Annotated in this window: 22 protein-coding genes; 16 read left to right on the top strand and 6 right to left on the bottom strand. The window is 71.6% G+C overall.

Annotated features, from left to right (window positions below):
* The first annotated feature begins 169 nt into the window (after positions 1-169).
* Positions 170-361 carry a DUF397 domain-containing protein gene (locus tag ACIBO1_RS24985; protein WP_396750536.1) on the top strand — a complete coding sequence of 64 codons (192 nt, stop codon included), beginning with the start codon at positions 170-172 and terminating at the stop codon, positions 359-361.
* 52 nt (positions 362-413) lie between these two features.
* Here ACIBO1_RS24985 and ACIBO1_RS24980 read toward each other — a convergent pair whose 3' ends face one another.
* The 5 genes from ACIBO1_RS24980 to ACIBO1_RS24960 all read right to left on the bottom strand — a co-directional run bounded on the left by ACIBO1_RS24980 (position 414) and on the right by ACIBO1_RS24960 (position 7,727).
* Positions 414-1,361 (bottom strand): TAXI family TRAP transporter solute-binding subunit, encoded by a 948-nt coding sequence (locus ACIBO1_RS24980; RefSeq protein WP_396750534.1) that lies wholly within the window; start codon positions 1,359-1,361, stop codon positions 414-416.
* An 83-nt stretch (positions 1,362-1,444) separates the two neighbouring features.
* A complete protein-coding gene (locus ACIBO1_RS24975; protein ID WP_117231037.1) occupies positions 1,445-1,864 on the bottom strand; it encodes a roadblock/LC7 domain-containing protein in 420 nt (139 codons plus the stop codon).
* Entirely contained in the window at positions 1,861-4,329 is a 2,469-nt protein-coding gene (locus tag ACIBO1_RS24970) for a nitrate- and nitrite sensing domain-containing protein (RefSeq protein ID WP_396750532.1), read from the bottom strand. The genes ACIBO1_RS24975 and ACIBO1_RS24970 overlap by 4 nt, the downstream gene beginning before the upstream one ends.
* Positions 4,330-4,467: 138 nt before the next feature.
* Positions 4,468-5,487 (bottom strand): TAXI family TRAP transporter solute-binding subunit, encoded by a 1,020-nt coding sequence (locus ACIBO1_RS24965; protein WP_396750530.1) that lies wholly within the window; start codon positions 5,485-5,487, stop codon positions 4,468-4,470.
* A 17-nt stretch (positions 5,488-5,504) separates the two neighbouring features.
* Entirely contained in the window at positions 5,505-7,727 is a 2,223-nt protein-coding gene (locus ACIBO1_RS24960; protein WP_396750528.1) for a TRAP transporter permease, read from the bottom strand.
* Positions 7,728-8,424: 697 nt separating this feature from the next.
* Between ACIBO1_RS24960 and ACIBO1_RS24955 the strand changes: the two genes are divergently transcribed.
* Positions 8,425-9,471, top strand: a complete 1,047-nt coding sequence (locus ACIBO1_RS24955) for a YihY/virulence factor BrkB family protein (protein ID WP_396750526.1) — start codon at positions 8,425-8,427, stop codon at positions 9,469-9,471.
* 289 nt (positions 9,472-9,760) lie between these two features.
* Here the strand turns inward: ACIBO1_RS24955 and ACIBO1_RS24950 are convergent, their stop codons facing one another.
* Positions 9,761-10,315 carry a BTAD domain-containing putative transcriptional regulator gene (locus ACIBO1_RS24950; protein WP_396750524.1) on the bottom strand — a complete coding sequence of 185 codons (555 nt, stop codon included), beginning with the start codon at positions 10,313-10,315 and terminating at the stop codon, positions 9,761-9,763.
* A gap of 389 nt (positions 10,316-10,704) precedes the next feature.
* Here ACIBO1_RS24950 and ACIBO1_RS24945 point away from each other — a divergent pair, with 389 nt between their 5' ends.
* The 14 genes from ACIBO1_RS24945 to ACIBO1_RS24880 all read left to right on the top strand — a co-directional run bounded on the left by ACIBO1_RS24945 (position 10,705) and on the right by ACIBO1_RS24880 (position 23,551).
* Complete coding sequence (locus ACIBO1_RS24945; protein ID WP_396750556.1) at positions 10,705-11,229, top strand: MauE/DoxX family redox-associated membrane protein; 525 nt, start codon at positions 10,705-10,707, stop codon at positions 11,227-11,229.
* A gap of 2 nt (positions 11,230-11,231) precedes the next feature.
* Positions 11,232-11,774 carry a hypothetical protein gene (locus ACIBO1_RS24940; RefSeq protein WP_396750522.1) on the top strand — a complete coding sequence of 181 codons (543 nt, stop codon included), beginning with the start codon at positions 11,232-11,234 and terminating at the stop codon, positions 11,772-11,774.
* Entirely contained in the window at positions 11,771-12,094 is a 324-nt protein-coding gene (locus ACIBO1_RS24935) for a hypothetical protein (protein ID WP_396750520.1), read from the top strand. The genes ACIBO1_RS24940 and ACIBO1_RS24935 overlap by 4 nt, the downstream gene beginning before the upstream one ends.
* Before the next feature lie 72 nt (positions 12,095-12,166).
* Positions 12,167-12,745: a hypothetical protein gene (locus tag ACIBO1_RS24930; protein WP_396750518.1), complete on the top strand. Its 579-nt coding sequence runs from the start codon at positions 12,167-12,169 to the stop codon at positions 12,743-12,745.
* A 77-nt stretch (positions 12,746-12,822) separates the two neighbouring features.
* Entirely contained in the window at positions 12,823-13,143 is a 321-nt protein-coding gene (locus ACIBO1_RS24925) for a hypothetical protein (protein WP_396750516.1), read from the top strand.
* 12 nt (positions 13,144-13,155) lie between these two features.
* Positions 13,156-13,434, top strand: coding sequence for a hypothetical protein (locus ACIBO1_RS24920; protein WP_396750514.1), 279 nt, complete (start codon positions 13,156-13,158; stop codon positions 13,432-13,434).
* Between the two features lie 295 nt (positions 13,435-13,729).
* On the top strand, positions 13,730-14,908 hold the full coding sequence (locus tag ACIBO1_RS24915; RefSeq protein WP_396750512.1) for an ROK family protein: 1,179 nt from the start codon (positions 13,730-13,732) through the stop codon (positions 14,906-14,908).
* Positions 14,905-16,467 carry a sugar ABC transporter ATP-binding protein gene (locus ACIBO1_RS24910; protein WP_396750510.1) on the top strand — a complete coding sequence of 521 codons (1,563 nt, stop codon included), beginning with the start codon at positions 14,905-14,907 and terminating at the stop codon, positions 16,465-16,467. The genes ACIBO1_RS24915 and ACIBO1_RS24910 overlap by 4 nt, the downstream gene beginning before the upstream one ends.
* A gap of 76 nt (positions 16,468-16,543) precedes the next feature.
* Positions 16,544-17,659 (top strand): ABC transporter permease, encoded by a 1,116-nt coding sequence (locus ACIBO1_RS24905; RefSeq protein ID WP_396750508.1) that lies wholly within the window; start codon positions 16,544-16,546, stop codon positions 17,657-17,659.
* A 107-nt stretch (positions 17,660-17,766) separates the two neighbouring features.
* Positions 17,767-18,822 (top strand): substrate-binding domain-containing protein, encoded by a 1,056-nt coding sequence (locus ACIBO1_RS24900; protein WP_396750506.1) that lies wholly within the window; start codon positions 17,767-17,769, stop codon positions 18,820-18,822.
* 54 nt (positions 18,823-18,876) lie between these two features.
* Positions 18,877-20,049 carry a Gfo/Idh/MocA family protein gene (locus ACIBO1_RS24895; RefSeq protein ID WP_396750554.1) on the top strand — a complete coding sequence of 391 codons (1,173 nt, stop codon included), beginning with the start codon at positions 18,877-18,879 and terminating at the stop codon, positions 20,047-20,049.
* Between the two features lie 469 nt (positions 20,050-20,518).
* Positions 20,519-21,679 (top strand): inositol-3-phosphate synthase, encoded by a 1,161-nt coding sequence (locus ACIBO1_RS24890; RefSeq protein WP_396750504.1) that lies wholly within the window; start codon positions 20,519-20,521, stop codon positions 21,677-21,679.
* A complete protein-coding gene (locus ACIBO1_RS24885) occupies positions 21,663-22,541 on the top strand; it encodes an SCO3242 family prenyltransferase (protein ID WP_396750502.1) in 879 nt (292 codons plus the stop codon). Before ACIBO1_RS24890 ends, ACIBO1_RS24885 begins: the two co-directional genes overlap by 17 nt.
* Positions 22,538-23,551 carry a sugar phosphate isomerase/epimerase family protein gene (locus ACIBO1_RS24880; RefSeq protein ID WP_396750500.1) on the top strand — a complete coding sequence of 338 codons (1,014 nt, stop codon included), beginning with the start codon at positions 22,538-22,540 and terminating at the stop codon, positions 23,549-23,551. Before ACIBO1_RS24885 ends, ACIBO1_RS24880 begins: the two co-directional genes overlap by 4 nt.
* The last annotated feature ends 45 nt before the right edge of the window (positions 23,552-23,596 follow it).

Genomic DNA, 23,596 nt, shown 5'->3' with positions numbered 1-23,596 from the left:
ACACACCCTGCACTGGTCAATCTGGCGACGAACATCCCAAGCCCGAGCCCGCCGATCCCACTACCAGCGCAGACAGGCCAAGTGACGTTGGAGTACTAACGGCAACTGTCCAAGATTCAGGTGCGGGGCGGTGGGCGGATGGCGTCCCGATGACGGAGGTGGCGGAGACATGGAGCTGAGCCGCGCCCGGTGGCGCAAGAGCACCCGCAGTGGCCCCGATGGCGGCAACTGCGTGGAGGTGGCCGACAACCTGTCGGGTGTGGTGGCGGTACGTGATTCCAAGGATCCGGCTGGGCCGGTGTTGGTCTTCGGTCCCGGCTCCTGGCGTGCGTTCGTCACCCAGCTCACCGAGCGCCCATAGCGGACGCCGGAGAGGCCGGGTGCCGTCCCACGCCGGGGCAGAGCAGCGACGGTCAGCCGCCCCGGTAGTAGCGGGCGGCACCGGGGTGCAGGGGGATCGGGTCGGTGGAGGCGGCGCTCTGGCGGTCGAAGTTGCGCGCCTCGGGATGTGCCAGGGCCAGGTCGGTCTGGTACGTGAAGAGGAGTCGGGTCAGGTCGTACGCCAGTTGTTCGGGCATGTCGGCGTTGACCAGGATCACGTTGGCCACCGTGACGGTGGGGGTGCCACTCGGCGTGTCGTAGGCGTCCTTGGGCAGCTCGGCGGTGGTGTACACCGAGCCGTGTTCGGCGTTGAGCGGCTCGACCAGCTCGGCGATCGGCAGCAGGGCGAACCGGCCCGGTGCGCCGCTGAGCAGGTCGGCGATGCCGGGGGTGGGCAGGCCACCGGAGAAGAACATCGCGTCCAGGCTTCCGGCCCGCATCCGGGTCACCGTCTCGGGCAGCGACAGCCGGGCCCGGCGTACGTCCCGTTCGGGGTCCAGCCCGGCGGCGGTGAGCAGCCGAGCGGCGATGACGTCGGTGCCGGACTTGGGTGAGCCGGTGGAGACCCGCTTACCGCGCAGCGCCGCGAGGTCGGTGATCTGGGCGTCGGCGCGGACGATGACGTGGGTGTAGTTGCTGTAGACCCGGGCCAGGGCCCGGACCGGTTGGGGTTGGCCGTCGAACGCGCCACGGCCGGCGCTGGCGTCGGCGGCGGTGTCGGCCAGGCTGAAGGCGATCTCCATGTCGCCCTCGACGAGGCGGGTGATGTTCTCGCCGGAGGCTCCGGTCGGTTCGGCGCGGGCCTCGTAACCGGGCAGGTGTCGGCTGATGATGTCGGCGTACCCGCCGCCGAGCTGGTAGTAGACGCCGGTGGTGTTGCCGGTGGCCAGGAAGATCCGGCCGTCGTGCCACGGGCGCGGCTCCGGACCGGCCTCGGCACCGCAGCCGGCGACGAGCGCGACCGCCAGCACCGCCGCCACCAGACGCCGACCTCGCCCGCGAACCCCGGCATCCGGCCTGCGACCTGCGGCGGCAGGCACGGGAGCGCAGACACCCGGCCCGGTCACGCCGGTACTCCGCCGTGTTCCGCCCAGGTCCGGGTCGCCGGTTCGAGGGCCTCGGCGACCCGCTGGACCAGGGTGGCCGTCTCGTAGCCGATCTGGCCCAGGTCGCATCCGGCGGAGGCGAGCACCCCGATCAGGGCGCGGTCACCGACCGCCATCACCAGCAGCACTCCGCCGTCCATGTCGACGATCTGCTGGCGTACCCGGCCGGCGGACATCAACCGCGCCGCGCCGACGGTCAGGCTGGCCAGACCGCTGATCACGGCGGCGAGCTGGTCCGCCTGGTCGGTGGAGAGGTGGGGCGAGGCGGCCAGTCGCAACCCGTCGCCGGAGACGGCGAGGGCGTGCGACACGTCCGGAACCTGCTCGGCGAAGTTCGCCAGGAGCCAGTCCAGGCCGGCGCTGACGTTGGGCATCATTCTGGTCTCCCGGTGTGTCTGGTCTGCTGGTTGCGTCGCATCGCCTGGGCCACCCCGGCCGACAGGGCGGTGAGTCGGGCTCGGACCACCTCGGGGTCGAGCAGGTCGGTGCCGGCCGGTGGGGGTGGCGTGTCCTGCAGTTCGGACTGCAACCCGCCGCCACGGGTACGCCGGGGCAGCCCGCTCGCGGTCGCCGCGCCGGTTGTCGACCAGGTGGGTCGACCGTCCGAGGGGGCGTGCGCCGACCAGTCCGGCGGCGGTTGTCCCGCCCCGGCACCGGGCCAGCTCGGCGGTGCCTGGCCGGGCCCGACGCCTGCTCCGACGCCCATCCCGACGCCCATCCCGGCACCCGGCCCGACGCCTGCCCCAGCACCCATCCCGGCACCCATCCCGGCGCTCGACCAGCCGGACGAGCCGTTGGCGGCGGCGCGGACCACCGGCAGCGTCATCGTCGGGGCCCGGTGGACGTTGAACTGCTCCGGCGCGGTGCCCACGTCCACCCGGGGCCGCCCCACCCCGATGCCGCCGGGCGTACCGTCGGGCGACCGGAACCAGGCGGCACCCGGCGGCGTGGCCCGGGGTGCGGCGGACGGCCGTCCCTTGACCTCCTCGACCCGGGTGAGGACCGCCTCGGGGACCTCCACCTGGGCGACCGTGCCGGCACCGGCGCTGTGCAGCCGGACCTGCACGCCGTGCCGTGCGGCCAGGTGGGCCACCACGTGCAGGCCCATGCTGCCGGCCGCCGCGCTGGACAGGACGGCGGGTGCGCGCAGCCGCTCGTTGATCTCGGCCAGCCGGCCTTCGCCGATGCCGATGCCCTGGTCGTGTACGCGCAACGTGAGCCCGTCGACCGTACGTCGACCGTCGACGTGCACCGGTGCGTGCGGCGGGGAGTAGGCGGTGGCGTTCTCCAACAGCTCGGCGAGGAGGTGGACGAGGTTGCCCACGGCCGAGCCGTGCACTGCGGCGGCCGGTACGTCGATCTCGACCCGGGCGTACTCCTCGATCTCCGACGCGGCACCCCGGACCACGTCGGCCAGCAGGTGTGGGCCCTCGTGCGAGCGGCCCGGTTCGCCACCGGCGAGGACCAGCAGGTTCTCGCCGTTACGCCGCATCCGGGCGGCCAGGTGGTCGAGCGCGAACAGCCGGGCCAGCGCGTCGGGATCGGTCTCCTCCTGCTCGAACTCGTCGAGCAGACGCAGTTGCCGGGTGATCAGCGTGCGGATCCGGCGGGCCAGCGCCTCGACCATCCGGGTCACGTCCATGCGCAGCTCGGCCTGCTCACCGGCGAGCCGCAGGGCAGCCCGGTTGACCGTGTCGAACGCCTCCGCCACCTGGGCGATCTCGTCGCGCCCGCGACTGATCCCGGCGGTGGCCTGGGAGGCCGGACCGGCACCGGAACTGCTGTCGCCGGCCGAGATCGCGGTGATCCGCTCGGGTAGTTCCCGGTGCGCCATGGTCAACGCGGCCACCCGGAGTCGCCGCAGCCGGCGGCTGGTGCGTACCGCAAGCATCGCGGCGGCGATCAGCGAGGCCAGCGCCAGCGCACCGGTGGAGCCGCCGGTGACCAGCGCCCGCTGGCGGGCGTCGGCGGCCAACGCGGCGGCCCGGCGGTCGAGTTCGTCGGAGAGTTCGCGGCCCAGCAGGTTGTACCGGCGGATGGTGCCACTCTGCGCCACGAACCAGGCGTCGCCGTCGGTGCCGAGCGCGGCCGGCTCGCGGTCCGCGTTCAGCGCGCTGTCGCGCATCCGCCGGGCGGTGGAAACGTCACTGCTCTCCATCAACCGGGTGTACGTGGCCGTGGCGTCCGCACCGGCGATCCGGGAGAACTCGGCCTGGCGCTGTTCCGCCGCGCCCCGCAGTCGGCCCAGCCGGACCAGTTCGCCCTCGGCCAACTCGCCCCGGACGAAGACGGTCCGCAGCAGGTCCCGTTCCAGCGACGCCAGGTGCTCCTGGGCGGCGACTGCGGCCACCTCGCGGGCCCGGTTGGCCAGCTCCGGGTCGCGGACCTGGGCGGGCAGCGCGTCGGCGACCGTGAGCAGCGACTCCACCAGTGCCACGTAGGTCGGGTCGGCGGTCGCGGAGCCCAGTGCGGCCACCCGGGCCTCGTCGAGTTGGACGAGGTGTTCGTCCACGCCGTCCAACGAACGGCCCAGGTCGGGAGCGGCCCGCCGGGCGTCCCCGCTGGCCGACCGGTACCGCGTCACGGCCTCGTCGACCCGCTGCCGTTGGGCGTCGACCAGTTGCCGGCCGGAGGTCCCGCCGCGCTGACGCAGGGCTGCCGTCTCGCCGAGTTCCCGCTCCACCTCGTGCACCAGTGAGACGGTGGCGGTGGCGGTGCCGGCCAGCACCCGGGCGCGTTCGGCGTCGCGGGTGGTCGACAGGGCGCTGTCGGTCTGGATCGCGCCCAGGGCGAGCAGTCCGGCGGTGGCGACGAGGATCGGTGCGAGGAGCTGCGTACGCACCGACCACAGTCGACCGGTGTGATCGGACGGACGGTTGTGCCGGCGTACGCGCGCCAGTGAGGGCAGCGGCACGGGGGTCTCCCGAGGTAGGGGTGGCCGGGCCGGGCCCACGGGAGGCACCGGCCCGGCCAGGGTCGGTCAGCTCGCGCCGAGGTCCTGCAACGCCTTGTCCGCCCCCCGGTGCAGACCGACCGGGTCGGTCTTGCGGGCGGTGTCCAGAGCGATGCCCTTGGCAGCGGGGTTGGCCTGGGCCAGCGCGTCCTTCTTCTCGAACACCGTCCGAGTGATCGCGCAGGCCACGTTGGCGTCCAGGTCCTTGCGGACGAGCAGCACGTTGGGGACCACGATGGTCGGGGTGTCCGCCACAGTGGAGTACACGTCCTTGCCGATCGTGCCGGCCTGGTACGCGGGGTTCAGTTCGCTCATCTTAGGCAACAACGGCGTGATGTCGACGAACTTGACCTTGTCCCCGGCCGTGGTGAAGAGGTCCGTCACACCACCGGTGGGTACGCCGCCGGACCAGAAGAATCCGTCCAGGCTGCCGTCCTTGACGCCCTCGACCGTCTTGGTCAGGTCCAGACGCTGCGCCTGGACGTCGGCGGCCGGGTCGAGTCCGGCGGCCTCCAGCAGGCGGTTCGCGATGACCTCGGTGCCGGACTTGGGGGAGCCGGTGGAGATCTTCTTGCCCTTCATGTCGGCCACGGAGTTGATCCCCGCGTCGGCCCGGACGACCACCTGGGTGTAGTTGTCGTAGATCCGGGCCAGCGCCTCGACCGGCTGCGGCGCGGTGAAGGTGCCCTTGCCCTGCACCGCGTTGACGGCGGTGTCGAAAAGCGAGAACGCCACGTCGTACTGGCCGCCGACGAGCTGTTCGATGTTCTGCACCGACGCGCCGGTCTCGGCCGCCGTGCCGGTGAGCCGACCCTCGGTGCTGCTCGAGAGCTGCCCGGCCAGGGCGTTGCCGACCACGTAGTAGACGCCGGTGGCGTTGCCGGTGGCGATGCCCACCCGGGTGTTCTCGGCCACCTCGCAGGTGACGGCGTTCGCGGTGTCGTCCGTGGCGGCGGCGCCCTGACGGCCGCCGCAACCTGCGGTGCCGGCCGCGACGAGGGCGAGTGCTCCCACTCCCGCCACGAGCCGCACGTTGATCCGTCCCACTCTTGCTCCTTCCTCGGTCATGCCGGTGATCCGGCTCGCGTCCCACCGGAGGAGCCGGTGGATCCGCGTCGTACGAAGACGCCCACCGCCATGGCGCCGGCCAGTACGGCACCGATCGCGACGGGTACGGGTTCCAGCCAGAGCAGCGTGAGTCCGGCGACCGCGCCGAGCACGCGTTCCGGTGCGCCCGCCGGGCCGACCCCGGGCAGCCAGCCGCCCGCCGCCACGGCCAGCACCGCGACGCTGAGCGCGGTGACCGTCCCGGCGACGAGGATCCGTTGTGGACCACCCATGCCGAGCAGGCCGAGCCCGGTCGGGGTGACCACGAAGGCGAGCGGGATGAGGTAGGCCGGCAGCGCGTACCGCAGGGTGTGCCACATGGTCGGCACCACCCGGCCGCCGGTGACCGCGGCGGCGGCGACCGCGGCGAGCGCGGTCGGCGGCGACACCTCGGACAGCACCGCGAAGTAGAAGACGAACATTGCCGCGGCGGGGGCGCTGACGCCGAGGTCGAGCAGGGCCGGGCCGATGATCACCCAGCCGATCACGAAGGACGCGGTGACCGGGATGGCCAGGCCGAGCAGGCTCAGCGCGACGGCGGCGAGCAGCGCGGTGAGCGCCAGCACCACGGCCGGGTTCGAGCTGACCGCACCGGCGGCGTCGACCAGCAGCGCGGCGGCCTGCGGCCCGAGCCCGGTCTTCGTGGTGGTGGCGGTGATGATGCCGGCCGCCGCGCAGACCACGGTGACCGCGAGCACGCCGCGCGCGCCGCCGGAGAACGCGTCGAGCAGCCGGGGTGGGGTGAGTCGGTGCTTCCGGTCCAGGTAGGACAGCACGATCGCGAGCAGGGTCGCCAGCACCACCGCGCGGGTGGCCGACACGCCGACGGCGAGCAGACCGACGATCGCGAAGAGCGAGGCGAAGTGGTAGCCGGAGCGGGCCAGCAGCCGCCAGGCCGAGGTGGCCGGCAGGGCCGCCGCGCGTACTCCGGAGCGGCGCGCGTCGATCTCCACCGAGAGCACGATGCCGAGGTAGTAGAGCACCGTCGGCACCATCGCCCAGCCGAGCACCTGGAGATAGGAGACGCCCAGGTACTCGGCGATGATGAACGCCGCCGCGCCGAGCGTGGGCGGGGAGAGGATGGCCCCGACGCCGGCCGCCGCGAGCATGCCACCGGCCCGTTCCGCCGGGTAGCCGGCGCGGCGCAGGATCGGCCAGGTGACCGCGCCGATGCTGACGGTGGTGGCGGCGCCCGACCCGGAGACGGTGCCGAGCAGGAAGCCGGAGGCGACGGCGGTACGACCGGCGGCGGTGCGGGACCGGCGGAACGCCGCAGCCGACAGGTCGACGAAGAACCGACCCGCGCCGGAGCGGTCGAGCACCGCACCGTAGATGGTGAACAGCACGATGTAGGTGGCGGCCACGTCCAACGGGGTGCCGTAGAACCCGCTGTCGGAGTTGTAGAAGGCGTCCACGATCTGCCCGAAGTCCAGCCCGGCGTGGGCCACCGCCCAGGTCTGCGGCAGCAGTCCGCCGTAGTAGCCGTAGCCGAGGAAGACCAGGCACACCACGGGCAGGATCCAGCCGGTGGTGCGTCGGCACGCCTCCAGCAGCAGGAGCAGCAGGACGGTGCCCATCGCCACGTCGACGCCGACGAGCAGGCCCTGCCGGTCGAGGAAGGCGTCGTAGCCGCCGCCACCGCCGGCCAGCGCGACCGGCAGCACCGGATAGAGGCAGGCGACGAGCGCGGCGACTGCCAGGGCCCAGTCGACCCCGCTCGGCCCGGTGCGCGCCGGCCGGGCCTGCGCCGGGGACGGGACGTCCCGGTCGGTGCTCGCGTCCCGGTTGCGGCGCAGTCGGGGCAGGCGCAGGTCGGCCGGGTACGCGAGGAAGACCAGCGGGAGTACGCCGGCCAGGAAGAAGATCAGGTAGTACTTGCTGCCCTGGGCCAGTGGGCGGAACACCTGCCAGAGCGCGAGCAGTGCCACGGCCAGGGTCGCGCCGGTCAGCAGGACGGCGATCGGCCCGGTCAGCGTACGGCCGGGCTTCTCGTCCTCGAACCGGCTGGCCAGTTCCCGCGCGTCCACCTCCGGCGGCGCGTCGGTGTCCCCGGGTGTGGGACGGCCGCCGGGCGGGGCGCTCGGGTCGGTGGCGCGATCGGGGCCGGACCGTTGCCGGGGGACGGTGTCCGGAACGGTCCCGACGGTGCGCGGATCGGCCTCGGGGTCGGCCTCCGCCACGCGGGCACGGGCGCGATTGCCCTCGGGTCCGGAATCATCGGTGAATCGGATAGCCGACACGAGGGGGGACGATACGCGAATTGACACTTCGATGGGAACATTGTCGATCATCGTTTCCCTGAGTGACTTTCATTTTGTTTCAGTCACTCCCCGCTGCGGATGTTTCAGAATCGGTTTCGCGATCGGCGCGGGACGTGCGCGTCAGTCTGCCGGAGGGCTTCGGCGGCCCCACGCGGCAATGCCGGTTTTGATCCCTTCGCGGCATTCTGCTGTCACATGTTGGCGTCGAAATGCGAGCGAAACGATTACTCTACGTATATGTGGTGACGGACGGTGGTGGCGAGATCCGGGTAGGGTTCCCGGCTGGCGCGGGTGATCTGACGGGCGGGCGGGCGGTGTCCGAGGCAAAGACGTCGGCGCGTCGCGGTTGACAGTGGACCATCGACGATTCGGGCCCGTCCCCGGTGCTGCGCGAGCGATTCTCCGATCGCATTTCCCGGGCCCGGACCCGGGCTCCGCGCCGCCGACGGCGACCCGGAGTCGACGGTGCCGCTGGCGGCAGATGCATGCGGCGCGTGCAGACCTTGCGGGAGGCCGCGGGAGCGGGGCGGCTCGCGCACATCTCGCTGCCCTGGGTTACCCGAGCGGGCTGGCGGGGCATGTCTCGGGCGAGAACATCCAGGTGAGGGGAGGGGCGATGGCCTCCGAGAAGTCTTCCCGTCCGGACCGGCCCGACGCGGTGCGGCGGCCCGCCGACGATTCCCACAGCGGTGCGGAGCGCCTGCCGGCCGACGGGGACACCCCCGACGGGCCGACCCGGCTGTCCCGCGACGAGTGGGTGGCGGCGGCGCGGCGGACCGTACGCGAGTTCAGCTCCGACGGCCTGACCGACTGGGCCGCCGCCCTCACCTACTACGGCGTGCTCTCCATCTTCCCCGGTCTGCTGGTGCTGGTGTCCCTGCTCGGCCTGCTCGGGCCGAGCGCCACCCAGGGCGTCCGGGACACCGTCGACCAGGCGGTGCCGGAGCAGAACATCCGCCAGATCATCGACGCGGCCATCGACCAGGCGCAGCAGAACGGCGGCCTCGCCGGCCTCGCCGCGGTGATCGGTCTGCTCGCTGCCTTCTGGTCGGCCTCCGGCTACGTCGCCGCCTTCATGCGCGCCTCGAACGTCATCTACGACGTGCCGGAGGGGCGACCGATCTGGAAGACCCTGCCGACCCGGGTCGGGGTCACCGCCGTGATCGGGGTGCTGCTCCTGGCCAGCGCCGTGATCGTGGTGTTCACCGGCCGGTTCGCCCAGCAGGTCGGTGACGCGATCGGAATCGGGCGTACGGCGGTGACGGTGTGGGACTACGCCAAGTGGCCGGTGCTGCTGATCCTGGTCAGCCTGATGTTCGCCATCCTCTACTGGGCGTCGCCGAACGCCCGGCAGGGCGGCTTCCGCTGGGTCAGCCCGGGCGGGGTCCTGGCGGTGGTGATGTGGCTGGTGATCTCCGGCGTCTTCGCGCTCTACGTGGCCAACTTCGGTTCGTACAACAAGACCTACGGCGCGCTCGCCGGTGTGATCATCTTCCTGGTCTGGCTCTGGCTCAGCAACGTGGCGATCCTGTTCGGTGCCGAGTTCGACGCCGAGCTGGCACGCGGCCGGGCGATCGCGGGCGGCCTGCGGCCGGTCGACCACGAGCCGTACGTCGAGCTGCGCGACGACCGCAAGCTGCGACATGAGGACGAGGCGCATTGATTCCGGCCTGCGCTGGGTGGACCAGAATCCCGGCCATTACCGTGATGTGACGCCAGGCCCGTTTCTCCCGCCGGTCGGTTGCCGCCGATCGGCGGGAGAAACGGAATCTCCGGAATGGGCTGGCCGCCCGCGTGGCGTGGCATCGAGGAATCTCTCGCCGCGCCTTTCCTGTGCGATCTCTCGGCCGTCCGTCACGATCCATTCGGTGTGGTCCGCCGTCGTGACACTACTGCTTTTGGGCGTTCGGTGACGGCTATTCGGCCTCAGTGGGAGCGGTGCGGAAAATGATTCAGGCGGCCGAGGCGTGCGCGCTGAGGCGCCGGTAGAGGCGCGCTAGTTCGGGGCTCGGATCGACGTCCATCTCGCGGCTCAGGTGCCGGCGCAGGCGGCGGTACACATCCAGCGCGTCCCGGTTCCGGCCGTCGCGGTCCAACGCGAGCATGAGTTGACCGTGCAGCCGTTCGCGGGCAGGGTACTCCGCGCAGAGCCGGATCAGGTCGCTCACGATCCGGCCGTGTCCACCGCTGCGGAGGGCTAGTTCGACGTGCTCCTCGGCGGCGCTGAGGCGGAGTTCGGTGAGCCAGGCGGCCTGGGCGGTGAGGACGAGGCTGTCCAGGTCGTCGAGGACCGGTCCACGCCACATCCCCATCGCGGCGCGGTAGCGCCCGAGCGCCTGCTCGACCGGTTGGATGGTCGCGGACTGCCGGGCGACCGTGACCGCCTCCACGAAGACGGTGGCGTCCAGGGCCCGCGGGTCGATGTTGAGTTGGTAACCCTCCGGTTTGGTCTCGATCAGCGACGGTGGCGCGCCGGCCTGGGTGAACCGGCGACGTAGTGCGGCCACGCAGTTCTGAATCTGCTTGCGTGCGGTGGACGGCTGATGCCCGTCCCACACCATCTCGGTCGTGCGGCTTATCGAGGTGCGGAATTCGGTGGACAACAGCAGGGCGGCCAGAACCTTGCGCTGTCGTGCCTCCGGAATGGAAATTCGTTGACCTTCGACTGTTACCTCAAGCGGGCCAAGAATTGAGAACTCCATAATTCTTCCTCCCCGAGCCCGGATGCGTGACCCGCGCCTCGTGGACCCCCGGTGGACAGTAAAGCTCACCGATTCTTATCGACATCTCTGGATCACGTCAAGGTGTCGAGGCGATGACGTCGCAATGACATGACGATGATCGCCTTTTCTAGTCTGCCCATCGTGTCCCGGCCGACCGGAAAGGCCCTAGCGTGATGTCGCCGTACGAACTCGTGCTGGTCATCGTCAACAGTGTCGTCGCGGCGACCCTCGTCCAGGCCGGACTCAGCAAGGTCGTCACGCCTGGTCAGCTACGTCAGGCGTTGACCGAGGTCGGTGTACCGCCGTCCGCCGCCAGCTACGGTGCCGTACGCGGCTATGCGGGCATCGAGTGTCTCGCCGGTGTCGCCCTGCTCCTCGCGGTGACCCGACCGGTCGGCATCGTCCTGGTGGCGACGACCGGCCTGGCGATCACCGCGCTCGGGCTGCTCGGCCTGCTCCGCGGCAGCGCGCAACCGTGCGGTTGCCTCGGCGACCCGGACGGCCGTCCGCTCGGGCTGCCCAACGTGGTCATCGGGGTGGCGTTGGTCGCCGCCGCCGTGGTGAACACGGCCCTGCCCACGCCCGCCGACCCGATCTCGGTGCTCGGTGCCGCACTGGCGCTGCTGGTGCTCTGTCTGTACGTCAACCGCTCCTGGACCTGGCCGTTGATCCGCCTAGATAGGGGACCGTCGCTGTGATCATGTTCCTGAGTCTCGTCGTCCTCATCCTCACCTGCGCCGTGGTGGTCCTGTTCGCGATGCTCGGTGAACTGTCGTCCCGGGTTCCCGCGCCGGACGAGGACGCGCGTCGCCGGCTCGAGGCGATCGAGACGGCCCGGGTGGGACACCGGCCGGACTACTGGCCCGCCGAGTTGGCGCACATCGCCGAGCAGGAGTACGCCCTGGTCCTCGTGCTCAGTTCGAGCTGTTCGAGTTGCGAGCAGATCGCCGGGCAGGTGTCCCGGCTGCTGGACCGGGGCCCGGCGAACGTCGCCGTGGTGGTGGCCTGCGGCGACCGGAGACGGGGCGAGCAGTTCGCGGCTTCCCACGGCATCGACCGGGGGGTGGTCCACATCGATGTGGAAGGTGCCTGGAGCACCGGCGAGTTCGGCATCGAGACCAGCCCCGCGGCGCTGCTGATGCGGGACGGCCGACTGCAGTCGGCACTGCTGTTCTGGGATCTTCCCGCCGTGCTGAAAGCGGTGGGATCGATGAGTGTCCCCGACAAGGAGGAGGTAGCGTGAAGAAGCAGTGGACCAAGCTGCGCAGTAACCGCCGGAAGGTCCTGGCCGGTGCCGGGGCGAGTGGACTGGCCATGGCGACCGCGGTCTTCGGCCGCAGCACTCCGGCGCACGCGGCGAACTGGGCGTGCTGCACGCTCGCCTTCTCGCCGCCCAACATCACCTATGCGAACTGCACCGGCAGCCCACACTGGGTGTGGCAGTGCACCTACGGCACGGTCGGACCGGTGTACCGCTACAACTGCTGCGAGAAGTACAACTCCAGCAAGACGTCCTACGTCGGGTCCGCCACGAAGTACACCTGCATCTCCAACTGCGGCTGACCGATGTCGATCGTCGTCGGGTTCGCGCTGCTCGGCGCGATCCTGCAGATGCAGAGCCCTTGAGGCACGTCGATGGCCGGGGTCGCCGGCCCGATGTTGCGGTACGACCGGGCGGGGGCCGTCCGGTTCCTGGTCGGGCTCCTGTTCGGTGGGCTGGCCGGATCGGCGCTCCTCGCGGTCCCGGTTCACCTGCTGGGCAGGCTGGTCGAGGTGCTGGTTGCCGAAGAGGCGCGATGGCTGATCTTCGGTGTGCTGGTGGTGGGCTTCGGCATCGCCGACCTGACCCTGCGGACGCCGTACCTGCATCGTCAGGTGCCGGTGTCGCTGATCCGGATGCTCAAGCCGGGCCGGCTCGGAGTGGTCTGGGGACTCGACCTGGCGATGCTGTTCACCACGCAGAAGACCACGTCGATGCTCTGGGTGACGTTGGCCGGGTTGGTGCTCGTCGCACCGGGCGCGGCGCCGATCGTCCTGCCTGCGGCGTGGGCGGTGGCGGCGCTGGCGATGGCCGTGCTCGCCGTACGAAGTCCGACGCTCAGTTCCATCGGAGAGGAGGGATTGGCATGGGAGGACCTGGTCAAGATCCTCCGACGCTCGTCAGGAGCCATCCTGCTCGGCGCGGCGGCGGTCGGCGCATTCCTGATGACCTGAGGGCGGACGAGATCCCGCCCCCCGACCCGGCCGGCGGACAGGTCGTCATCACCCGGTTCGAATGTCCGAACCTGGCGGTGCTGCTGTTCCTGGTGGCGCTGCACGGACACATCAAGCGGGACGTCCGGCGACTCGCGCCCGGTCTCGTAAGCAGCCACGGCACGGTGCTCTGGCGGCAGCGCACCCTGCTCAGCATCTCGGTGTGGCGGGACCTGGACAGCGTGTACGGCATCGGGTCGGTGCAGCGGCACACCTACGCCACCCGGGTGCCGATCCGGCTCGGTGTCGCGACGAGCAGTGGCGTCTTCACGTTCACCGGTGATTCGCGGCGCGTCCTGTTCGGATCGCAGGTCCCGCCGCGTTCGCCCCTGTCGCCCCTGAAACCCAACGCAGAGTGAGGAGAGGTCGGCATGCCCATACGAACGGTTCGCGGTCACGTGATCCTGGCGGAGGACACCTCGGGAGAGCAGACCGTCATGGTCGGGACCAGCCTGACCGGCAACGAGGTGCAGAACGTCTGGGTCCGCAACGTCGGGCCGCGCGCGGTCCGGGTGGACCGGCGGGTGCAGTTCGCCGAGGGTCGGGTCGGTAAGCACAGCGTCGACGTGGTGGAGGTCAACTTCAGTCTGGACGGGATCGTGGACATCCGTCGGGTCGAGGCCCACGAGGATCTCCGCGCCGGGTTGTAGTTCCACCACACCTGGGCCCGACCGCCGGTCACCGGCGGTCGGGCCCAGTCTCGTCGTTTCCGGCGTCGCCGTCGGGCCGCACCGACAGCGGCGAGGTGGATGGTCGCCATCCGTGACGGACCCACGCGTCTGGGCAACCCTTTTCTTGATCCACTTTTAGCTTTTGTCGCCTTGGACAAAAGTTGGTGGAATGACGGCCGAAGATCTGGACAGGCGGCTCGGAAGGCGCCTACTGTGTCGGACACGACACGTCGGCGTTGCGTCGATGTGAACAGCATCGATGAAAGGGGTCCCGATGCGGACCGTCGAACCCCTGCATGTGCGCCTGTTGCGGTTGCTCCGCGACCAGGGGGCCGTCTCCCGGGCGGAGCTGGCGGACCGTCTGGAGATCCCCCGCCCCCGGCTGCTGGCCGAGTTGGAGCGGCTGGTGGGACACGGCTACGTCGCCGAGGCCGGGATGGCCGCCTCGCGGGGCGGCCGGCGGTCAACTCTCGTCGAACTGAGCCCTGACCTGCGGTTCGCGGCCGTCGACCTCGGGGCCAGCTCCATCGACGTCGAAGTGGTCAATGGCCGCCTCGAACCCGTGGCCGCGTACGCGGAGACGGCCGACATCCGCACCGGCCCCAAGGTGATCCTGCACCGGGTCAACGAACTGCTCGCCAAGGCCCGGGTGGACGGCGTCTACGACCGGCTGAACGCGGTCGGCATCGGGGTGCCCGGTCCGGTCAGCTTCCGTGACGGGGTGCCGGTGTCCCCGCCGATCATGCCGGGCTGGGACCGCTTTCCCGTCCGTGAGCTGCTGACCCGCGAGCACGGCTGCCCGGCGGTGGTCGACAACGACGTGAACATCATGGCGATCGGGGAGCGACACGGCGGCGTCGCGCACTCGGTCGACGACTTCCTCTTCGTCAAGATCGGCACCGGCATCGGCTGCGGGATCTATCTGAGTGGCGAGGTCTATCGGGGCACCGACGGCTGCGCCGGGGACATCGGCCACATCCAGGTGGACGGACATGGCCCGGTCTGCTCGTGCGGCAACGCTGGCTGCCTGGAGGCGCTGTTCAGCGGGGCCGCGCTGGCCAAGGACGCCGCCGCCGCAGCGCGCACCGGCGCCTCGCCCGCGTTGGCCGAGCGGCTGCGCGTGCAGGGGACGGTCACCGCCCAGGACGTCGCCGCCGGAGCCGTCGAAGGAGACGTGGCCTGCATCCAGCTCATCCGCGAGGGCGGTCGACGCGTCGGCAGCGTCCTCGCCGGACTGGTGAGTTTCACCAACCCGTCGATGATCGTCATCGGCGGTGGACTCGCCCAACTCGGTCACGTACTCCTCGCCGAGATCCGCAGCGTCGTCTACCGGCGCTCCCTGCCGCTGGCCACCGGCAACCTGCCGGTCGTCCTCTCCGAACTGGGACCGCGTGCCGGTGTGGCCGGAGCTGCGGTGCTCGCCAGCGACCTGGCTTTCCTGGAGGCAGCATGAGCGACGCGCCGCTGGTCGAGGCCCCGGACGACACCGTCGCCGGCGAGGTGGTCCTGCGACTGTCCGACGTGGTCAAGACCTTCCCGGGCGTACGCGCGCTGGACGGTGTGCAACTGGAGGTCCGGGCCGGCGAGGTGCACTGCCTGCTCGGGCAGAACGGCGCCGGCAAGTCGACGCTGATCAAAGTGCTCGCCGGAGTGCATCGACCGGACTCGGGGCTGGTCGAATGGCGCGGGGAGCCGGTCAGCTTCGCCAATCCGCAGGCTGCCATGCGGGCCGGGATCGCCACCATTTATCAGGAGCTCGACCTGGTCGAGGACCTGTCGGTGGCGGAGAACGCCTTCCTCGGGCACGAGCCGCGCCGGCTCGGCTTCGTCCGGCGGGGACAGATGGCCCGGCGTACCCGACAGATCCTCGGCCGGCTCGGGCACGCGGAGATCCCGCCGGGCCGGATGGTGCGGGCGCTGCCCGCAGCCGGCAAGCAGGTGGTCAGCATGGCCCGCGCGCTCTCCCACGAAGCCCGGCTGATCATCATGGACGAGCCGAGCGCGGTGCTGGCCCACGACGAGGTGGAGAACCTCTTCCGGATCATCCGCGAGCTGACCGCGCAGGGGATCGCGGTCATCTACATCTCGCACCGGCTGGAGGAGATCCGCGCGATCGGTGACCGGGTGACCGTCCTCAAGGACGGCCGGACCACGGCCGCGAACCTGGCGGCCCGGGACACCCCGACCGGGGACCTGGTCTCCCGGATGACCGGCCGGACCATCGAGTACGTCTTCCCGGACCGTCCCGCCGACACCGGCGTCGGCGAGGAACTGCTCCAGGTCGACGGGTTGACCCGCGCCGGGGAGTTCGCCGACGTCTCGCTCTCCGTGCGGGCCGGCGAGATCGTCGGCATCGCCGGACTGGTCGGCTCCGGCCGGTCCGAGCTGCTGGAGACCATCTACGGCGCGCGCCGGGCCGAGGCCGGCTCGGTGCGGATGTCCGGCCGGGCCCTGCGACCGGGCAGCGTCGGCGCGGCGGTCCGGGCCGGCATGGGCATGGCGCCGGAGGAACGCAAGAGCCAGGCGCTGCTGCTCGGCGAGCCGATCTACCGCAACGTCACGCTGGCCACCTTCAGCCGGTACGCCCGACTCGGGTTCACCGACGTCGGGAAGGAACGCGCCGAGGCGGACCGGATCGCGGAGAACCTGGAGATGCGCCCGCGCGACGTACGCCGGGCGGTGCGCACCCTCTCCGGCGGCAACCAGCAGAAGGTGGTGGTCGGGCGCTGGCTGCTCGGCGACACCAGACTGCTGCTGCTCGACGAACCGACCCGGGGCGTGGACGTGGGCGCCCGCGCTGAGCTGTACCAGGTCATCCGACAACTCGCTGCCGAGGGCGTCGGGGTGCTGTTGGTCTCCAGCGAGGTTCCCGAGGTGCTCGGTCTGGCCGACCGGGTGCTGGTGATGCGGGAGGGCCGGGTCGTGCGGACGGCCCCGGCGGCTGAACTCGACGAAGACACCGTGCTCGACCTCGTGATGGCGGGGTCTCTGATGGAAGGCGCACCGGCATGAGCGAGCGTCAGCGAGCGAATCATCGATACAGTGCGAAGGTGTCTCATGGCGGCGCGGAGCGAAGCGGAGCGCCGGCATGAGCGAGCGATCGCCCGCTACCACACAGTTGCCGGCGCAGTCGCCGCCGGTGGACCCGGCACCGGCCGGGGCGACCAAGCACGACCCGTCCGGCGGGTCGCGGCGTGGGCTCTCCTTCTGGAGCGGCGACGGCGGTGAGGGTGCCAAGCGGAACCTGGCCCTGATCGGGGTGTTGCTGGCGCTCTTCGTGATCGGTGCGGTCACCCGCTCCGACCTGTACTCGAACCCGGACTGGGTCTGGGCCAACATGCTCAGCATCCTCAAGCTCGCCTCGGTGGTCGGCGTGGTCACCGTCGGGATGACCTTCGTGATCATCGGTGGCGGCATCGACCTCTCCGTCGGCGCGATCGTCGCGCTCGCCGGGGTCTGGTGCACCACGGTCGCCACGCAGAGCTTTGGCGCCGGCGGCATGATCTTCACCGCGATCGTGGTCGGGGTGGCGGTCGGCCTGGTCAACGGGACGCTCATCGCGTACGGGCGGCTGGTGCCGTTCATCGCCACGTTGGCCATGCTGGTGGCCGCCCGGGGACTGGCCGCCGAGATCTCGCAGAAGCAGACGCAGATCTCGCAGAACACCACCATCAACGGAATCGCCAGCACCGACGTGCTCGGCATCCCGCTGCTGGTCTACATCCTGGCCGCGGTGGTCGTCGCCGGTTGGGTGCTGCTCAACCGCACCACCTTCGGTCGGCGTACGGTCGCCGTCGGCGGTAACCCGGAGGCGGCCCGGCTGGCCGGCATCAACGTCCGGCTGCACACCCTGTTGCTCTATGCGCTTTCCGGCCTCTGCTGCGGCATCGCCGCCATCATGCTCACCGCCCAGGCCACCTCGGCCCAGGCGGGCATGGCAAACCTCTACGAACTGGACGCGATCGCCGCAGTGATCATCGGCGGCACGCTGCTCAGCGGTGGGCGGGGAACGATCGTGGGTTCCCTGCTCGGCGTGATCATCTTTGCCACCATCACGAACCTCTTCGCCATCAACGGCCTCTCCAGCGAGGCGCAGAACATGGTCAAGGGCGGCATCATCGTCGCCGCCGTCCTGATCCAGCAGGTGCAGTTCCGCAGCGTCACGCAGTTCCTCCGCCGCAACAACCGGCTCACCACCACCTGACCCTCTTCCCTCGCACCTCCGCACCAGACCGGGCTACCCGAGCAGACGACGGTGGCCGGGTCGCGCACACCCAATTTCCCTCCACCACCTGACATCAGGAGGTCGTCATGACCCAGCACAGTCGCGACATGTCGCGGCGCCGGATGCTCTTCGGCGGGGCGGCCGTCGGTGCCGGCGTCCTGCTCTCCGCCTGCACCAGCAACGAGCAGGGGACGCCCACCGAGGCGCAGACGAAGGCGGCCGAGAACGGTGCCAATGCCGAGCCCGGTAAGCGGGTGACGATCGGTTTCTCAGCACCGGCCGAGAGCCACGGCTGGATCGCCGCCATCACCAACAACGCCAAGGCCCAGGCCGCCGCCTTCTCCGACGTCGAGCTCAAGTCGGTCGAGGCGGGTGCGGATGCGGCGGCCCAGCGCGCGGCGTTGTCCACGCTGATCTCCCAGCGGCCGGACGTGATCGTGCTGCTGCCGTTCGACGGCAAGGAGTTGAACTCGTTCGGCCTGGAGGCGATGAAGGCCGGCATCCCGGTGGTCAACCTGGACCGCGCCTTCCCGGACGCCAAGGCGTACCGGTTGCAGATCAAGGGTGACAACTACGGCATGGGCGTGGCCGCCGCCACCTTCATCATCGAACAGCTCAAGGCCAAGGGGGTGAGCAACCCGGTGATCGCCGAGATCGCCGGAATGGACGAGCTGGAGCTGACCCAGGAGCGGTCCAAGGGCTTCGCGGACACGCTGGCCCAGGAGGGTCTGCGGGTGGCCAACCGCCGGGCGGCCCGGTTCACCGTCGACACGGGACAGCAGGAGACGAGCCAGCTCCTCCAGGCCCTGCCGAAGATCGACGCAATCTGGAACCACGACGACGACCAGGGTGTCGGTGTGCTCGCGGCGGTCAGCCAGGCCAACCGCACCGAGTTCTTCATGGTCGGCGGGGCCGGGTCGAAGAAGGCGATGGAGGACATCCAGGCCGACAACACGGTGCTGAAGGCCACCGTGACCTACAGCCCGTCGATGGCCTCGTCGGCGATCTCGCTGGCCCGGCTGATCGGCCAGAACCGGGGCATGTCGGACCTGGTGGAGCTCCAGGTGCCCAAGGAGATCATCCTCGCCTCCGAGACGATCACGAAGGAGAACGCGAGCGACTACCTCAAGCTCGGGTTCTGACACCACGGGGGGAGACCCACCTTGTCCACGACTGACAACCAACTGCGGGTCGGCATGGTCGGCTACGCGTTCATGGGCGCCGCGCACTCGCAGGCCTGGCGGACCGTGAATCGAGTGTTCGACCTGCCGGCGCGGGCCCGGATGGTGGCCGTCTGCGGGCGCGATCCGGGAAAGGTGGCCGACGCCGCCGACCGGCTCGGCTGGGAGGAGCACACCACGGACTGGCGGGAGCTGGTGACCCGCCCGGACATCGACGTGGTCGACATCTGCACACCGGGGGACAGCCACGCCGAGATCGCCCTCGCGGCGTTGGCCGCCGGCAAGCACGTGCTGTGCGAGAAGCCGCTGGCCAACACCGTCGCCGAGGCGCAGGAGATGGCCGCTGCGGCGGCCACCGCCCGAGCCGGCGGTGCCCGTTCGATGTGCGGGTTCAACTATCGGCGGGTACCCGCGGTGGCGCTGATGCGTCAGCTCGTCGCCGACGGACGGCTGGGCGAGATCCGGCACGTCCGGGCCAGCTACCTGCAGGACTGGATCGTGGACCCGCAGTTCCCGCTGGTCTGGCGGTTGCAGAAGGACCAGGCGGGCTCCGGCGCGCTGGGTGACATCGGTGCGCACATCATTGACCTGACCCAGCACGTCACCGGCCAGCGGATCGCCGGGATCAGCGCGGTCACCGAGACGTTCGTCAAGGAGCGGCCGTTGCCGTCCGGGTCGAGCGGGCTGGCGGCGCAGGCCGACGGTGCCGCCGCCACCGGACCGGTGACCGTCGACGACGCCGCGATCTTCGTGGCCCGACTCGACGGCGGCGCGCTGGCCACGTACGAGGCGACCCGGTTCGCCACCGGTCGCAAGAACGCCCTCCGGGTGGAGATCAACGGGTCGCTCGGCTCGGTCGTCTTCGACCTGGAACGCCTCAACGAGCTGGAGTTCTACGACGCCACGCGCCCCACGGCCGAGCAGGGCTTCAGCCGGATCCTGGTGACCGAGAGCGAGCACCCGTACCTGTCGGCCTGGTGGCCGCCGGGCCACATCATCGGGTACGAGCACTCCTTCACCCACCAGATGCGCGACTTCATCGAGGCGGTGGCGACCGGCGTCGACCCGTCGCCCTCGTTCGTCGAGGCGTTGCAGGTGCAACTGGTGTTGGACGCGGTGGTCCGCTCGGCCGAGCTGGGGTCCGCCTGGACCGAGGTGGAGCCGACGCTGGCGACGGTCGCCGCCTGAACCGCCTCCGGTACCGACCGGCGAGGGCCGGCCGCGGTTGCGCCCCGCGGCCGGAACGGGGTCGGTACCGGAGGTCGTGCCACCGGCCACCCGGCCCGGGGGCACGAGGAAAGCGGTGCCTCCGGTGCGGCCGGACCGGGATTCCCCGGCCGCACCGGAGGACCGCCACCGACGGCAACGTCGCCGCCGGCCAGGAGATCCCGCCGGGTACGCACCACCCGATCTTCCCCGCCTCTGGGCGGACCTGTTCGCCACGAGTCCTCCGGCCCGGTCACCGACGCCGGTGGCCGACCGGTTGCGGGGGAGGCAGGGGCGCGACGCCGACCGCCCCTGCCTGCTAGCCCCGTCCGTCCGCACCGCCCGAATGCCGGCTGGCATCGTCGCCGCCGACCTCGACGTCAGCCGGTGAGCTTCATCGGGCGGCGCGGCGGACGGGGCGCATCCGCCCGAAGTGATCCGAAGGAGCGCCATGCGTACGGGTGTCTGGCTGGTGGGGGCGCGCGGCTCGGTCGCGACCACCAGCATCGTCGGGGCGCTCGCCCTGCGGGCCGGTCTGACCGGACCCACCGGGTGCGTCACCGAGCTGCCCGAGCTGCGCGGCCCGGCCCTGCCGACCTTCGCCGAGCTGATGTTCGGCGGCCATGACGTGGTCACCACGCCGCTCGCCAAACGCGCCGAGGCGCTCGCCACCGCCGGCGTGCTGCCGGTCCGCCTGGTCGCCGCGTTGACCGAGGAACTGGCCGCCGTGGAACGCGACCTGCGCCCCGCGCCGATCGGCGGCAGCCAGGCCGACCGGGCCGCCGCCACCGTCCGCGACCTCGTCGACTTTCGCGAGTGGCACGGGCTGGACCGGGTGGTGGTGGTCAACGTCGCGGCCACCGAGCCGACGCCCCGACCGCACCCCGGCCACGCCGACCCGGACGCGCTGCGGGCCGCCCTCGCCGGCCCCGACGAGGTGCTGCCGCCCAGCTCCCTGTACGCGTACGCGGCGGTGACGGCGGGCTGCCCGTACGTCGACTTCACCCCGTCGACCGGGCTCCGGTTGCCGGCGTTGACCACGCTCGCCGACACGCACCGGGTGCCGTACGCGGGACACGACGGCAAGACGGGGGAGACGCTGCTCAAGTCGGTACTCGCCCCGATGTTCGCGATGCGCCACCTCACCGTCCGCTCCTGGTCCGGGCTCAACCTGCTCGGCGGCGGTGACGGCGCGACCCTCTCCGAACCGGCCGCCAACGCCGCCAAGGTCCGCAGCAAGCAGCGGGTGCTCGGCGAGACGCTCGGCTACCTGCCGCAGGGCGACACCCGTATCGAGTACGTCGAGGAACTGGGCGATTTCAAGACCGCCTGGGACCTGATCACCTTCGCCGGCTTCCTGGGCACCGGGATGCGCCTGGAGTTCACCTGGCAGGGCTGCGACTCGGCGCTGGCCGCCCCGCTCGTGCTCGACCTGGCCCGGCTCACCGCCGCGGCGCACGCCGCCGGGGTCAGCGGGCCGCTGACCGATCTCGCCTTCTTCTTCAAGGACCCGCTCGGCACCGCCACCCACTCGCTCGGCGACCAGTGGACCCGGCTCGCCGCGTTCACCCGTCGCCTGCACGCCGGAGGTCGCGATGCCTCGCGTGGCTGACCTCGCCGAGCTGGTCCGGGCCCCGGCCGCGCTCTCGGTGCCCGGGGACGTGGTGGCTGGTGCCGCGGCAGCCGGTGCGCTCGGCCCGGGCACGCCCGTGCTGGCCACCGCGTCGGTGTTGCTCTACTGGGCCGGGATGGCCGCCAACGACTGGGCGGACCGACGGCTGGACGCGGTCGAGCGCCCCGAGCGCCCGATCCCCAGCGGCCGGGTCCAGCCCGGACTCGCGGTCGGCCTGGCCGCCGGCCTGACCGTGGCCGGCGTCGGGCTCGCCGCGCTGGGCGGGGGCCGTCGCGCCACCGCCGTCGCGGTGCCGTTGGCCGCCGCCGTCTGGGCGTACGACCTGGCCGCCAAGAACACCGCCGCCGGGCCTGCGGTGATGGCCACCTGCCGGGGACTTGACGTCCTGCTCGGTGCCGCCGGTGGCCGACCGGCCCGGGCGTTGCCGGCGGCGTTGACCGTCGCCGCGCACACCTGGACCGTCACCGCCCTGTCCCGCCGCGAGGTCACCGGCGCCGACCGGGCGCTGCCGAGACGTACCCTGGCCGGCACCGCGCTGGTCGCGGCGAGCGCCGCGCTGCCGTCCCGCCGGCGTGGACCGACGGCCGAAGGCCGGGTGGCGGCGGCACTGCCCGGAGTCCTCGCCGGTTGGTACGCCGCCCGTTACGGCACCGCCCAGGCCCGGGTGGCCGCCGATCCGAGCGCCGGCCGGGTCCGCGCGGCGGTCGGCGCCGGGATCACCGGGCTGCCCGCGTTGCAGGGCGCGCTGACCGCGCGGGCCGGTGCCGGCCTGCTCGGGCTGGCGGTCGCCGCGGCCGCGCCGCTGGGGCGGCGGCTGGCCCGGAAGGTCTCGCCGACATGACCGCCGCCGGCTCCGCGAACCCGGGCGGGCTGCGTTTCGGGTACGGCACCAACGGCTTCGCCAACCACCGGCTGGACGACGCGCTGGCGGTCATCGCCGACCTCGGCTACACCGGCGTGGCGCTCACCCTCGACCACGATCACCTCGACCCGTTCGCGCCGGGGCTGGCCCGCCGGGTCGACGCCGTCGGCCGCCGACTGGCCGACCTCGGTCTGGGTCTGGTGATCGAGACCGGGGCGCGGTACCTGCTCGACCCCTGGCACAAGCACGCGCCGACGCTGCTGCACGACGACCCCGCGCTGCGGATCGAGTTCCTGCGCCGCGCGGTGGCGATCGGCGCGGACCTCGACGCCGAGGCGGTCTCGTTCTGGGCCGGTGTCCGGCCCGAGTCGGTCCCACCTGCGGTCGCCTGGGACCGCCTGGTCGCCGGCTGCGCGCCGGTGGTCGAGGCGGCCGACGCCGCCGGGGTGACCCTCGGCTTCGAGCCCGAGCCGGGCATGCTGGTCGAGGACATCGCCGACTGGCGTCGCCTGTACGCGGCCCTCGGCGCCCCGCCCCGGCTGGGCATCACCCTCGACATCGGACACTGTCGTTGCCTGGAGCCGATACCGGTGCCCGACTGCGTCCACGCGGTCGCCACGCACCTGGTCAACGTGCAGATCGACGACATGCGGCGAGGCGTGCACGAACACCTGGAGTTCGGTACCGGCGAGATCGACTTCCCGCCGGTGCTGGCCGCCCTGCGCGAGGTCGGCTACCGGGGCCTGGTCGCGGTCGAGCTGCCCCGCCACTCGCACGCCGCCCCCAGCATCGCCGCCCGCTCCCTGCACTTCCTGCACACCGCCGCGTCGGTGTCGCCGACTGTGGCTGCGGCGGCTTCGCCGACCGTGGGTGTGGCCGGCATGGTGGCGGCGCCGATCGAAGACACCTCCTTGGGCGCCCTTTGCTCTGCTTCAACGGACGCAACGCCCGGCGTCCGATATCGGGACAGCGACCGTTGCGTGGGGTGAAGCAGGGCAAAGGGGCCGCAGGGAAGTAGTACGGGCGCGGACGGC

The sequence above is a fragment of the Micromonospora sp. NPDC049903 genome (assembly GCF_044460945.1).
In the GTDB taxonomy this organism is placed as follows: domain Bacteria; phylum Actinomycetota; class Actinomycetes; order Mycobacteriales; family Micromonosporaceae; genus Micromonospora.
Note: the sequence above shows the minus strand (reverse complement) of the source record. Positions and strands in the feature narration are given on the sequence as shown.